At 31.8% G+C, this 14,253-nt stretch carries 12 protein-coding genes; 8 read left to right on the forward strand and 4 right to left on the reverse strand.

Going from position 1 to position 14,253, the window contains the following annotated elements:
- Positions 1–4: 4 nt before the first annotated feature.
- On the forward strand, positions 5–928 hold the full coding sequence (locus tag ACNG5D_RS01445; RefSeq protein WP_418181718.1) for a M28 family peptidase: 924 nt from the start codon (positions 5–7) through the stop codon (positions 926–928).
- Here the strand turns inward: ACNG5D_RS01445 and ACNG5D_RS01450 are convergent.
- Entirely contained in the window at positions 925–4,347 is a 3,423-nt protein-coding gene (locus ACNG5D_RS01450; protein WP_418181719.1) for a hypothetical protein, read from the reverse strand. The two genes, ACNG5D_RS01445 and ACNG5D_RS01450, sit on opposite strands and share 4 nt — an antisense overlap.
- A gap of 217 nt (positions 4,348–4,564) precedes the next feature.
- Between ACNG5D_RS01450 and ACNG5D_RS01455 the strand changes: the two genes are divergently transcribed.
- The 3 genes from ACNG5D_RS01455 (at position 4,565) to ACNG5D_RS01465 (ending at position 7,555) form a co-directional block, all read left to right on the forward strand.
- Entirely contained in the window at positions 4,565–5,329 is a 765-nt protein-coding gene (locus tag ACNG5D_RS01455) for an exodeoxyribonuclease III (protein ID WP_418181720.1), read from the forward strand.
- A 16-nt stretch (positions 5,330–5,345) separates the two neighbouring features.
- Positions 5,346–6,302, forward strand: a complete 957-nt coding sequence (locus tag ACNG5D_RS01460) for an OmpA family protein (protein ID WP_418181721.1) — start codon at positions 5,346–5,348, stop codon at positions 6,300–6,302.
- A gap of 221 nt (positions 6,303–6,523) precedes the next feature.
- Positions 6,524–7,555: an aldo/keto reductase gene (locus ACNG5D_RS01465; protein ID WP_418181722.1), complete on the forward strand. Its 1,032-nt coding sequence runs from the start codon at positions 6,524–6,526 to the stop codon at positions 7,553–7,555.
- On the opposite strand, the gene ACNG5D_RS01470 is transcribed toward ACNG5D_RS01465, so the two are convergent.
- The 3 genes from ACNG5D_RS01470 to ACNG5D_RS01480 form a co-directional block, all read right to left on the reverse strand.
- Positions 7,552–7,941, reverse strand: coding sequence for a hypothetical protein (locus ACNG5D_RS01470; protein ID WP_418181723.1), 390 nt, complete (start codon positions 7,939–7,941; stop codon positions 7,552–7,554). The genes ACNG5D_RS01465 and ACNG5D_RS01470 overlap by 4 nt on opposite strands.
- A gap of 307 nt (positions 7,942–8,248) precedes the next feature.
- On the reverse strand, positions 8,249–9,793 hold the full coding sequence (locus tag ACNG5D_RS01475; protein WP_418181724.1) for an Rne/Rng family ribonuclease: 1,545 nt from the start codon (positions 9,791–9,793) through the stop codon (positions 8,249–8,251).
- Between the two features lie 343 nt (positions 9,794–10,136).
- Positions 10,137–10,427, reverse strand: a complete 291-nt coding sequence (locus ACNG5D_RS01480) for an HU family DNA-binding protein (protein ID WP_055442767.1) — start codon at positions 10,425–10,427, stop codon at positions 10,137–10,139.
- A gap of 148 nt (positions 10,428–10,575) precedes the next feature.
- Between ACNG5D_RS01480 and mutY the strand changes: the two genes are divergently transcribed.
- The 4 genes from mutY (at position 10,576) to gldD (ending at position 14,203) form a co-directional block, all read left to right on the forward strand.
- Positions 10,576–11,616 (forward strand): A/G-specific adenine glycosylase, encoded by a 1,041-nt coding sequence (gene mutY, locus ACNG5D_RS01485; protein ID WP_418181725.1) that lies wholly within the window; start codon positions 10,576–10,578, stop codon positions 11,614–11,616.
- Positions 11,617–11,802: 186 nt separating this feature from the next.
- On the forward strand, positions 11,803–12,264 hold the full coding sequence (locus tag ACNG5D_RS01490) for a single-stranded DNA-binding protein (protein ID WP_418181726.1): 462 nt from the start codon (positions 11,803–11,805) through the stop codon (positions 12,262–12,264).
- A gap of 53 nt (positions 12,265–12,317) precedes the next feature.
- A complete protein-coding gene (locus ACNG5D_RS01495; protein ID WP_418181727.1) occupies positions 12,318–13,622 on the forward strand; it encodes a gliding motility-associated protein GldE in 1,305 nt (434 codons plus the stop codon).
- A complete protein-coding gene (gene gldD / locus ACNG5D_RS01500; protein WP_418181728.1) occupies positions 13,622–14,203 on the forward strand; it encodes a gliding motility lipoprotein GldD in 582 nt (193 codons plus the stop codon). Before ACNG5D_RS01495 ends, gldD begins: the two co-directional genes overlap by 1 nt.
- Positions 14,204–14,253 lie beyond the last annotated feature (50 nt).

Here is a 14,253-nt window from a genome sequence, read left to right on the forward strand (position 1 = left end):
TTTTATGCTTAGAATCCTTTTATTAATAGTTTTCTGTTTTACGTTTCAAGTAACGGAAATTTCAGCCCAATCAGAATCTAATTCTTGTTCTTCACTTTTTGATGAAGATGCTTTGTTAAAACATGTAAAATCGCTGTCGTCTGATGCTTTTCAAGGTAGAAGAACAGGTACATACGGTGCAATTAAAGCCAAAAAATATATTATAAATCAGTTTTATTCTTTAAAAGTTAAGCCCTTAGGGAAATCATTCGAACAACCTTTTTCTTTTACTAAAAAAATGAAAAATTACAAAGGTGTAAATGTTTTAGGTTTAGTAAAAGGATGTACTTTTCCTAATAAGTATATTGTTATAAGTGCACATTACGATCATGAAGGTATTAGAAACGGAAAAATATATAATGGCGCAGATGATAATGCTTCGGGTGTAGCAGCATTGTTTGCCTTTGCCGATTATTTTAAAAAACATCCGCCCAAACACTCGGTTATTTTAGCAGCTTTTGATGGTGAAGAGTTGGGGCTTCAAGGTGCCAAGTTTTATGTTAATCATTCCATCGTTTCATCTATGGATATTGTTTTAAATATAAATATGGATATGATAAGCCGAAGCGATAAAAAAGAATTATACGTTGTAGGAACATCTGTAAATAAAACCTTAAAAAAGTTAGTTTCAAGTAAGAACCACTCTTGCAAAATAAAGCTAACTAAAGGGCATGATGGATATGATGGGTTAGATAATTGGGTGTATGCTTCAGATCATGCACACTTTCATAAAAAAGATATTCCATTTCTGTATTTTGGGGTTGAAGACCATGAGGATTACCATGAACCAACAGATGATTATGAAAATATTCATCCAGAATTTTACACCGAAGCTGTAAAGACAATTATTTCTGTTTTTAAAAGTTTAGATAGTACAAGCAACTTTTAAAAATAAGCTTTTAATTGAATTGAGCCCGAATGAATGGTTTTGCTACGTTCTGTTTTTCTACCTAAATAACTTAAATTTAAATCTAAAAATTTAGTAAGTTTTTTTTGAGCCAACAAACTCCAAGTAAAGTTTTTTCCGGGCTGTAAACCCTCTAGTATTTGGTAGGCTACTGGTGTATTTGCATTTCCATTATAATTATTCGAGAAAAAATTAAATTCGCCATTTATAGCGCTTTGTTGGCTATTAGCTAAAGCAAAGGATACACCATATTTTTGTTGCTTTAAACGCTCCATTTCTCCAATAGTATTGTTTTTATTGGCATATTGGTAAAACACATCAAAGCTAGAATTCTCATTAAATAAATATGATAATTTAGGATTAAGCCTCGTTTCATTAAAATTAAAGTTTTTACTGGCAAAGTTTTCACTTATACTTTCATTGTTATCAAAGGCCGAGAGTATGTTAACTAACCAGTTTCCGGAAATTTTATGATTAAAGTTTAGTTGATTACTCTTTAGTCTGTTTTCTATAAACCCAATGGTAAGTACACTTCTGGTTATATTATTTAAAAATGTGTACGATGTTGTGTAGCGTTGTTTTCCTCTATTAAAAAACAGAACGTTTCTAAAGTTTAGTTGTAAACCTAATTGGTCGTTTTTGTTATTGTTAAAAGGATTTAAGTTAAACGCATTTCCTTCGCGTTTAGTTTTTCTGTCAATTAAATAACTGGTTTGGTTGTAAAATTTAGACCAAAATGTTTTAGATTTACTTTGAGAAACTGACCATTGCGCTGGGTTAATAGTAAGGGTTTGGCTTAATCTATTTTGATGTGTTTTTATAAACACCCTGTTAGGCAAAAGTACTCGAATATAGCGTCCTTGGTCTTGAAATTGAGCAATTTCAAATTCTTCAAGTTCTTGAATGCCGTTTGTATTATAATCATTCCAAGTGTATGTGCCTTGTCCAGCTTCAACCTCGACATACGTAAAATCTTGTTGTGCTAATTGTCCAGAATTGGTTTCAAAAACAGTATTCCATTGTATAATTTGCTTAAATAGTTTTTGGTTAAATTGTAGTCTAGAGTTTATAGAGTTTTCGTTATCTATAGTTTTGTCTGTGTTTTTTAGAGTTCTGTAATTGGCGTATAACGACAAATTAGTATTTGTGTTTTGAATAAGTTTTGAATCTAAATAAAAAGTGTTAGAAGTATTTACTTTTTGTAACTTATTATCTTTAATACTATCGTTTGTTCTATTTTTATACCCTATTTCTGCAAATATTTTTGTGCTGTCTCCAAGCCCTAAAAAAACCTCGTAAGAGTTAAAACGTTGGCTTAAATCTGTAAGCTCTTGGGTTGCTGTAAGGCGTTGCTCATTATTTTCAATGGCTATTTTTGTTCCTAACCAGCTATTTTTCATACTATATGTTACACGGTTGTACGACCTTAAAAAAGTTGAAGTGTTTAAATTAGATTGAGCCTTTAGCAAACTAGAATTTGATGTAATATTAAATCTATTTAATACTAAATTAGTAAATGCTACGTGTCGGTTTCCATGAAAACCATCAGAAAAATTTAGATGTTCAAATTGATAATTTACAAATCCCTTTTTATAATGAAATAATTTAAAACCAGTATTTAAAAGCCATTGGTTTCCTAAATTAAGGCCAATACCGTTTGTGTTGTTAAGGTCTAAATTCCAGTCGCGATTAAATTCTGGATTGTATAAACCTTCAATGTTTCTGTAGTTAGAGCTTATATAATCGGTATTTGCATAAGTATCAAAACTCCAAAGGCTATCTTTTTTTATAAGGGTTTGGTTTATGTTTATCTTGCCAGCAAAACCATTGTTATTAGCATCATCTATATTAGAAAAGGTATTTAAATCATTTTTACTACCCGAGGCTTCAAAATTAATATTGGTTTTTTCTGTAGGTTTATAGCTTCCATTTAATACAGCAATTTGTAATTTTGTTGGGGCAACAAGCTTAACAATAGGTGCATAATTCCCTTGGTTTACACCAACATATTCGTAAATATTATTTATGGCGTTTATGTTGCTTAACGCATAATCTCCTTGATTGTCGCCAACCAACGAGAAGGTTACACGATATAATTCTTCCTCCGGATCGTTAGAAAACTCGAAAGCTTCTACGGTACCAAATAAGGTTTTTTTGTATAAAATTCTATTGTCATTAGGTTCGTCTCTAATCTCAGAAGGCGATACCATAAGCGATGTATCATCACCAGCATTTGCTAAAATTGTAACTTGTTCTTCAGATAGGTTTTGTTGTAAAGGTTGGTTTTTAGCATCATTTTCAGAATATACAGACATACCTATTTTAAGCTTATCGCTTTTGTAGTTTCCTCCTCCGTAAGCAACAAACCGCGAGTAATTTCTATCGCTAAATTGATAGTCGACAGTTATTCGCATTTCAGAAGTTATAGGGTAAGTAGCGTTAAAAATTATTTCTCCAGCATTATAATCAATAATATAATCTTCGTTTTCGCCACGTTTAAGTGGTATTCCATTAACATAAACGGTTTCGCTACCAGAAACAATTAATACAAATAATTCGCCATTATTACCTTGAAGCTTGTATGGACCTTGATTACCTTCTTGAGCTGTAAATTGGCTGGTTGTAAACTGCCCTCTTACAATGGCGCCAGCGGCAAATAAATGGGTGTTATTGTCTGTATTACCCAAATTTAAGTTAATATTTAGCCCTTGTACACGTTTTGAAAAGTTTGCAAAATAAGAGTTGTTGTTTACTAAATCGATATCGCCAGCACGTACATTCCAGCGGTTGCTAAATAGTTCTATAAAAACTTGATCAAATTCATCCAAACGTTGGCTATAGCCACTTTCTTGTAATGGTATATTTGCATCTTGAATAGAGGCTCTAAGCGAAACTTTATCGTTTAATTTTCCTGTAATTTGCAAATCTAATTCGCTATTTAAAACCGAATTTTGATTATTACCAACAGTAACTCCACGCGATATACTTCCAGAGGTGGTTAACCCATCAAAAGGCATAAAATCATTATTTTTGTTAGATTGAGTTAGCTTGTATAGAGTGGTGTTATTAGTAGAGTTATTGGTAATAATATTTTCATCAAGTAATTTGTAGGTTTGGGTTAAAAATTCTGGAAATTTTAAATAGTTAATAATTATAGAATCTGTTTTTATAGGCTTTTTTAAAGTTAAAATAGCTTTAGGAAAATTAACAGTATAATAAGAAGTATCAATAACAGAATTATTATTATTTCTAATAGAAAAAAAGTTAGAATTAATACTAACACTATCAATTTTAATAATGTTACTTACAGCAACCTTTTTTGTTTTATAGTTTGAGTTTAGATTTTGCGAGAATCCACAAAACCCAATAAAACCCAATAAAATGCTTAAACAAAACCTCATTAGACACTTAAACTATAAATGGTTTAAAATATTATAGCGAGTCTATTTATTTTTATAAAGCCATTTATAACAAAATAAAAAATTAGTTAAATCTCACTTAATTTAATAGTGTAAAAGTAACGCATTATTTATTTTAGCTAAAATTAGATTTAAATCTTACAACTAATAAATCTATCCCAAATTATATATTAGGGTTTTTAAAACGTATCTGTAAATTATGAAAATTATATCCTATAACGTAAACGGTATTCGTGCAGCAATTAATAAAGGTTTTATAGATTGGCTAAAAGCAGCCAACCCAGATGTGGTTTGCCTACAAGAAATTAAAGCCATGAAAGAACAATTAGATTTAAGTCTTTTTGAAGAGGCTGGATATAAATACAATTATTGGTTTAGCGCTCAAAAAAAAGGATATAGTGGCGTTGCTATTTTAAGTAAAATAAAACCTAACCATGTCGAGTTTGGCACAGGAATTGATTCTATGGATTTCGAAGGTAGAAATATACGTGCCGATTTTAATAACGTTTCAGTAATGAGTTTGTATTTACCATCTGGAACAAACGATGCAAGACTTAACCATAAATTAGAGTATATGGATCTGTTTCAAGATTACATAAATACACTTAAAAAGGATATTCCCAACCTAATAGTTTGTGGCGATTATAATATTTGCCATGAAGAAATAGATATACACAACCCTAAAATGAAAGGCGTTTCTGGATTTTTACCCATAGAACGCCAATGGATTGGAAATTTTATAAATAGCGGATTTATAGATGCTTTTAGGTTTGTAAATCCAGATTTACAGCAATATAGTTGGTGGAGTTATCGTGCCAATGCGCGCGCCAATAATAAAGGCTGGCGATTAGATTATACAATGGTTTCGCAACCCTTACAAGAAAACATAAAAAGAGCCGTTATACTTACCGAAGCCGTACATAGCGACCATTGTCCTATTTTGGTAGACATAGAAAATAAATAACCATAACCCAAATAACATGATTAAAAAAAGCGTTTTTACAGTTTTAACATTAGTTGTTTTAGCATCATGCGTATCGCCCAAAGTGTATAAAGAGCTAGAAGCAAAGTATGCCGATTTAAAAAAGGAAAACAAAAAACTATCAAGTAATAACGATGCGTTATTAAGCGCTAAAACAGCAGCCGAAAACGAACTAAAACAATTGCAATCTGCTTACAACGAGGCAATTGCTCAGCGCGATAAATTACAAACCGAGTATAATGCCGCTCAATCAAATTTAGAAAACTTAAAAGCATCTTACAATGCTTTAGAAAAAAATAGCTCGGCAGCCATAGCCGCAAATTCTAAAAAAAACAGAGAATTATTAGCGCAGCTTGAAGCTAAAGAACAAGCTTTAGCAGCCGAAAACGCACGTTTAGAAAAACTTAAAAAAGAACTAGAAAATCGCTCTAACCGAGTGGCCGAATTAGAGCAAGTAATAGCCTCTAAAGATGCTGCCATGACAGCGCTAAAAAACGCCATATCAAGAGCCTTAACAGATTTCGAGGGTAAAGGCTTAACCGTAGAGCAACGCGACGGAAAAGTGTACGTATCTATGGAAAATAAATTATTATTTAACTCAGGAAGCTGGGCCGTAGGATCAGAAGGCACAAGAGCAGTTAAGCAATTAGGAACCGTACTTGGCGAAAATCCAGATATAGCCGTTTTAATAGAAGGCCATACCGATAATGTACCCTATAAAGGCAACGGTACTTTAACCAGTAACTGGGACTTATCAACCAAGCGTGCTACAGCTATAGTAAATATTTTACGTCAAAACAGTAGTATAAACCCAGAAAATTTAACAGCTGCGGGTCGTGGTGAGTTTGCACCAGTAGCATTAAACGATACAAAAGAAGGTAAAGCTAAAAACAGACGAATAGAAGTTATTTTAACGCCTAAGTTAGACGAACTTTCTAAGCTATTAAGCGAATAAAATTTGGGCGTTACCACAAGGGTCGCGCTTTACGTTTGTAGTTTTGGCTCGATGCGCGCCTCGCCAAAAGCTATCACTACAATCGCTAACGCAAAAAAAGCCTATAAAAGATACTGTCTTTTATAGGCTTTTTTTAAGTAGGATTAACACATATTTAAGTTTTATAAGTTAAAAAGTACACCTAGGTTTTTTACCTTTACGCTTCGTTTAAAAATAAACACATGAAATATACAACACTACCAAATACCAATATAAAAGTTAGTAAAATATGCTTAGGCTCAATGACCTGGGGAAACCAAAATACCGAAGCCCAAGGCCACGAACAATTAGATTATGCTATAGATAAAGGAGTAAATTTTATAGATACAGCCGAACTTTACCCAGTTCCAGCTACAGCAGAAACCAGCGGCCGAACAAGTGAGATTATTGGAACCTGGCTAAAAAAAAATAATAATAGAGACAAAGTTATTTTAGCATCAAAAGTAGCAGGACCAGGCGATTACACAGCGCATATTCGAAAAACAGGTTTTAAAGGAAATTCTATAAAAGAAGCTATAGATTTAGAACTTAAAAGGCTACAAACCGATTATATTGATTTATACCAATTACATTGGCCAGAACGCGACACTAACCGTTTTGGAGTTAGAGATTATAAATTAGATACTAAATGGGACGATAACTTTAATGAAATATTACATAGTTTAGATTCTGAAATTAAAGCAGGCAGAATTAGACACATAGGTGTATCTAACGAAAATTCATGGGGAACTATGCGCTATCTTGAAGAGTCTAAAAACCATAATTTGCCAAGAATGTCTACCATACAAAATGCATACTCTATGTTAACTCGATCTTTTGAGGGCGACTTAGCCGAGGTTTCCCTACGCGAAAATATTGGGCTTTTAGCCTATTCGCCAATGGCTTTTGGGGTGCTTTCTGGAAAATATATAAAAGGCCTTGCCGAAGATAACTCAAGGCTTAAACTATTTCCTAGGTTTGCAAGATATAGTAGCGATAAAGCTACCCAAGCCACAAAAGAATATTTAAAAATAGCGGAAGATAATAATATGAGCTTGGCTCAAATGAGTTTAGCATTTGTAAACCAACGCCCTTTTGTAACCAGTACCATAGTAGGCGCTACAAAGTTAGAGCAGCTTAAAGAAAATATAGCAAGCATAGATATAACGTTAAATGATGCAGTTTTACAGCAAATTAATAATGTGCATGAGTCTATGCCTAATCCTGCTAGTTAATTAACTAAGTTAAAATTAAACGATTCTACCCACATTAAAGCGGCTTCGTGAGTAGAAAAAACTTTAAACTTATATTTTTTATTATTGGCAATAGCTCCGTATAACGTGCTTAAAGCCGCAGCAGCTGGGCTGTTTATTATAATAGCGCTAATTACAATATTATAGTTTTTTAAAGATTTATTTTTTTCTCTGTTAAAAGTTTTTAAATCTTTAAACGAAAAATTAAATATAGCACCTTTAGTATCTGTGATAATTCTTAGTTTTCTAGGGTAGGCGTTATTATCTTTAAATTCAATTAAATACTCTGTAATATCTGCGGCGGTAATGTTGCCAGAAAACGTGGTTTCTAGTATTTGTAAATCTTCATTAAAATAAGATTGTATCATAATTAGGGAGGCTTATGCTAAGTTTGGGTTTATTATTTAAAATTAATGTTTTTGTGTTGTTTTTTACTACAAAAAATGTTAAAAATGCATAATGAGTAGAGTAAAGTGCATTTTATGGAGTTTTTTAAATAATTTAATGCATTAACTTGAGTGCGTTAGGGATAGTAGAGAAAAGCCCACAGCCCGACAAAGGAGGTGCGAGGACTTGTAACGTATAGCCCGACCCTTGGGTAACGCCCAAATAAATAATAAGCAGACTTTATAAAAATAAAAAACCCGCAAACTATAATAGTAGCGGGTTTTTTTATTATTTAATTTGATTACCATCTTTATCGAAAAAATGATATTCTAGATATGTGTAAGCATCTCTTGGTAAAATTTTAACCCATTTTTTGTGTTCTAATAACCATTTAGAACGTATAGATGGAACACCTTTTGTTAAAAAGGCTGCTATAAAAGGATGTGTGTTTAAGGTCAGCTTTTTATAGTCTTTTTTAATTAGTCTTTCAAGATCGTGATTAATTTTTTGTATTAATCCTATTGGTGCTTCAACCTCTGTACCATTAACTCCGTTAGGGTTTTCCTCTCGGGTTTTAATGTTCATTTCTGGTCTAACACGTTGTCTTGTTATTTGTATCAATCCAAATTTACTTGGAGGCAATATTTTGTGTTTGGCTCTGTCGTCCTTCATTTCATCGCGAAGGTGATTAAAGAGTTTTTGCCTGTTTTCAGAATTAGTCATATCAATAAAATCGACTACTATAATGCCGCCCATATCACGCAAGCGTAGTTGGCGCGCCATTTCGGTAGCTGCAATTAAATTTACTTCTAATGCTGTGTCCTCTTGGTTGTTTGCTTTGTTTGAGCGGTTTCCGCTGTTTACATCTATAACGTGTAGGGCTTCGGTATGTTCTATTACCAAATAGGCGCCTTTTGCCATAGATACGGTTTTTCCAAACGAGGTTTTTATTTGTCTTTCTATTCCAAACTTTTCGAAAATTGGATTTTTAGACTGATACAGTTTAACTATTGATTCTTTTTCTGGTGCAATTTCTTGCACGTAATCTTTAATTTGATAATAAAGCGTTTCATCGTCTACTGTTATTCCTGTAAAGGTGTCGTTAAATATATCTCGTAAAATTGACGAGGCTTTATTCATTTCGCCTAAAACTTTGGTAGGATGATGTGCTTTGTGTAGCTTTTTACACATTGCCGTCCAACGACTAAGCAAATTTTGTAAATCTTTATCTAGCTCTGCTACTTTTTTGCCTTGTGCTACCGTTCGTACAATAACGCCAAAACCTTGAGGAGTAATACTCTTTACAAGGCGTTTTAGGCGGTCTTTTTCTTCGCGATCTTCTATTTTTTGAGAAATAGAAATTCTGCTAGAAAATGGTACTAAAACAATATATCTGCCAGCTATAGAAAGCTCTGAGCTTATTCTAGGGCCTTTGGTTGATATAGGTTCTTTTACAATTTGTACTAATAGCGATTGATTAGATTTTAATGCGTCGGTAATTTTACCGTCTTTATCAATATCTTTTTCAAATGGGAAATTTTTTAAAGTAAAATCTTTTAGTTTACCTGTGCTTACACGTTTTGTGAATTTTAAAAGCGAAGGTAGTTTTGGCCCTAAATCGTGATAATGCAAAAAGGCATCTTTTTCGTATCCTACATTTACAAATGCAGCATTTAGTCCAGGAACGGCTTTTCTTATTTTGGCTATAAACACATCACCAACAGAGAAGTCGTTACTATCTTCATCTTTCTGTAATTCAATAAGTTTTCCATCTTTTAATAAGGCAAAATCAACATCGTTAGAACTAGATCGAATGATCAATTCTTTATCCATTTTGTTAATTTTTGTCCCGATAAAATTCGGGATGGATTAAACATTATTTTTCACAGGATTTTAATCCGTGGAGTTCAAACAACACCCAAAAAAGTGTTAAAAAATTAATGAACTCATTTCAATGAACTTGTTTTTTGTAAAACCAAAAAAAGTAGCTAATCTAACTACTTTTTTGATTTATTTTTTCTTCTTGTGACGGTTAGCGCGTCTACGTTTTTTACGTTTGTGTGTCGCTACCTTATGTCTTTTACGTTTTTTACCACTTGGCATAAATAGTGTCTTTTTTAAATTAATAATTCGATTTAATACTGAAAATTAAAGTTCAGCACTTTGTTTGTTGCTTTTATTTAACGTCTACATTTGTTTTAACGCCTTCTACAAAAACTTTTGCAGGCTTAAATGCAGGGATATTATGAGCAGGTATTTTTATAGTTGTATTTTTAGATATGTTTCTTCCTGTTTTCTCAGCTCTTGTTTTAATTATAAAGCTACCAAAACCTCTTAGGTAAACATTGTCTCCACCTTCTAAAGAAGTTTTTACTTCTTCCATAAAAGTTTCAACAGTTGCTTGAACATCTCCTTTTTCAATTCCTAATTTCTCAGAAATTTTTGCTACTAAATCAGCCTTCGTCATTTTAATATATAATTTTTTGTTACTATTTGTTACTAATAATTCTAAAAGGGATGCAAATATATGCATTTAATATTCAATATTTCAAACCTAATTCACTAAAATTTAATATTATAAACGTTTATTTTTGTTTACTCGATTAAATGAATTTATGATATTTCACAAAACCTTAATGTATTGGTACTCAAATAATAAGCGGGATTTGCCTTGGCGAGAAACCCGAAACCCTTATTATATTTGGCTATCAGAAATTATTTTGCAACAAACACAAGTCAAGCAAGGATTACCTTATTATGAAGCTTTTGTTAGCAAATTTCCTACTGTTTTTGATTTGGCAAATGCCAATGAAAGTGAAGTATTAAAACTTTGGCAAGGCTTGGGTTATTATTCGCGGGCTAGAAATTTGCATACTTCTGCTAAGTATATTGCGAATGATTTGAATGGGTGTTTTCCTAATACATATAAAGATATATTAAAACTTAAAGGTGTTGGCGATTATACAGCTAGTGCCATTGCATCTATTTGTTTTAATAAAGTTACTGCTGTTGTTGATGGGAATGTGTATAGAGTATTGTCTCGTTATTATGGTATTGATACACCTATAAACTCATCTAAAGGTATAAAAGAGTTTAAGGGTTTGGCACAAGAGCTAATTGATAAAAAGCAACCTGCCGAATATAATCAGGCTATAATGGATTTTGGAGCTAGGCAATGCAAGCCTAAAAATCCGCTATGCCTTGTTTGTCCTTTACAAGCTGGTTGTATAGCTTTTAATAGTAATAAAATAGAAGAGTTGCCGGTTAAAATAAAACCTGCTAAAGCCAAAAAAAAGTATTTTAATTTTTTAGTGTTTATATCGCAAGATGGAAAAACGGTTTTAGAGCAAAGACAAGGTAAGGGGATTTGGCAAAACTTATATCAATTCCCTTTAATAGAAACAGATAAAAGTGTTAACGAGAAGCATATTAAAACTTTAATAGAAAAGCACGAGCTTTTAAAAAATAAAGTTTTTGATTTTTCATTATATAATAAGGAATACATAATACATAAGCTATCGCATCAGCACTTATATACTAAATTTTGGATAGTTAATGTTAAAACGCTTCCTGCTAAAGGCATTTTAATTTCTGATATACGCAAATTTGCAGTTCCTATTTTAATAGGAAATTTTATAGAATCGTTTAATTTATAATAGATTAGTGTTTTTAATCATATTTTTTATTAATTTTAAAATATAAAATTTTTTAGATTTAAAAAGAAGGTTTAGTGCTGCATTACGTTTTTAACTATAAAAATAACACTCCATATATATGGAATTTAAAAACAAAGAAATGAATAAATATTTCTTTACTTTTGTTGCTTCTAAAAATTATAAATTATGGCTGGTACATTAAATAAAGTAATGCTTATTGGAAACTTAGGAGATGATGTTAAGATGCATTATTTTGAAGGTGGTGGCTGTGTTGGTAGATTTCCTATTGCAACAAGCGAAACCTATGTAAGCAAACAAACTAACGAACGCATTACAAATACCGAATGGCATAATATAGTTGTTAGAAATAAAGGTGCCGAAATTTGCGAAAAATATTTAAGCAAAGGCGATAAGGTGTATATTGAAGGCCGATTGAAAACAAGAAAATGGACAGACGATAAGGGCAACGATAGGTATTCTACAGAAATTCAATGTAACGATTTTACATTTCTTTCAATCAAAAAAGAGAGCGAAGCTAATGCAAATACAGCAAATACTCCTGCTGCGCAAAAACCAGTAACACCCTCTGAACCACAAAAATTAAGTAACGAACCTGTTGTAGAAGATGATGATGATCTTCCATTTTAAAAATAAACTCGATTCCTTGTCGAGCGCTAAATGTCTAACTAAACCAGTTATAATTGGATCCTGACCCCACGAGTTGTATACTTTTAATTATGGCAATTGATGTTTCGGTTGTTTTTAGTTTTGCATTATTGTTTTTGCTCTTGTTATGCTCTGCACTTATTTCTGGTGCAGAAGTGGCTATGTTTTCTTTAAACAGAAGCGATATTGATGCAGGATTAGAGCAAAAATCAAAGCGTATAGAAATTTTGTCTCAACTACTGGAGCGCCCAAAAAAATTATTAGCAACCATTTTAGTAGCCAATAATTTTATTAATATAGCGATTGTTATTCTTTTTGCTTATTTAGGCGATTTTATGTTTGGTAATATTACAAGTCCGCAAATAAAGTTTGTGCTAGAGGTTGTAGTTGTTACATTTTTAATTTTACTTTTTGGCGAAATTTTACCTAAAATATATGCAAGCAGAAATAATTTAAAATTTGCTGTTTTAATGTCTTATCCGCTAAAGGTTTTAGATGTTATATTATCGCCTATTAGTTTGCCTATGCGAGGTGTAACCCTAGCAATACATAACAAACTAGGTAAGCAAAAATCTAATTTAAGTGTCGATCAATTATCGCAAGCCCTAGAACTTACTAGCGAGGAAGATACCACAAAAGAAGAACAAAAAATTTTACAAGGAATTGTTTCCTTTGGAAATACAGATACCAAACAAGTTATGCGTCCGCGTATAGATATATTTGCCTTAAATATCGAGCAAAAATACCTAGAGATTATGCCCCAAATTATTGAAAATGGCTATTCTAGAATCCCTGTATATAAGGATAATATGGATACCGTTGAAGGGATTTTGTATGTTAAAGATTTATTACCATATATAGACAGAAAACAGTTTGATTGGACCACCTTGCTAAGAGAGCCTTTTTTTGTACCTGAAAACAAAAAGCTTGATGATTTAATGGCAGAGTTTCAAGAAAAGAAAGTGCATTTGGCAGTTGTTGTTGATGAGTATGGCGGAACATCTGGTTTAATTTCTTTAGAAGATATTATTGAAGAAATAGTAGGCGATATAAGTGATGAGTTTGATGATGAAGATTTAACATACTCTAAGCTAGATGATAACAACTATGTTTTTGAAGGTAAAACGGCTTTAAAAGATTTTTATAAAATTATTAAGTTAGAAGACGAAACTACTTTTGAAGAAAACAAAGGTGAAGCCGAAACTATAGCCGGTTTTGTTTTAGAAATATCAGGAAGTTTCCCAAAGTTAAATAGTAAAATAAATTTTGAAAATTACGTTTTTACTATTGAGGCTTTAGATAAAAAACGAATTAAGCTTGTAAAATTTACTATAACATAATGATAAAACATGTGTTTTTTTTGGCTCTAACATTAGCCTGTTTTTCTTGCGGTAAAGATTATGTGCCAAAACCAAAGGCACAATTAAGACTAGAATATCCAAAAGCAAAATATGTAGATGCTAATTTAGATTTGCCTTTTACTTTTAAAAAAAATTTATTGGCAGTAAAAGTAGTGGCAAAAACACTAAAAGCACCAACTACAAGTTATGGTGTTAATCTGGAATATCCTTCGTTAAAAGGCACTATATTTTTAACATACAAGGCTATAGAAAAAGATAAAAAAAACTTAAAAGATTTTTTAAGAGATGCTCAAAAATTTACATTAGAACATACAAAAAAAGCAGACGAAATTCCCGCATATCCTTTCGAAAACAAAAAGAAAAAAGTTTACGGAATGTTATCAGAAGTAATAGGTAATGTGGCATCTCCAGCGCAGTTTTATGTTACAGATAGTGTAAATCATTTTTTAACAGGCTCGTTATATTTTTATGCAAAGCCTAATTACGATTCTATATTACCAGCAGCAAACTATTTGCAAAAAGATATTAAACACATTATGGAAACCGTTACATGGAAATAAAAAAAGCTTCTTTTTTTAGTAAGAAGCCTTTTATATTAATATTTGTTGAA

It is taken from the genome of Algibacter ulvanivorans, from assembly GCF_048381495.1.
Lineage (GTDB): Bacteria > Bacteroidota > Bacteroidia > Flavobacteriales > Flavobacteriaceae > Algibacter_B > Algibacter_B ulvanivorans.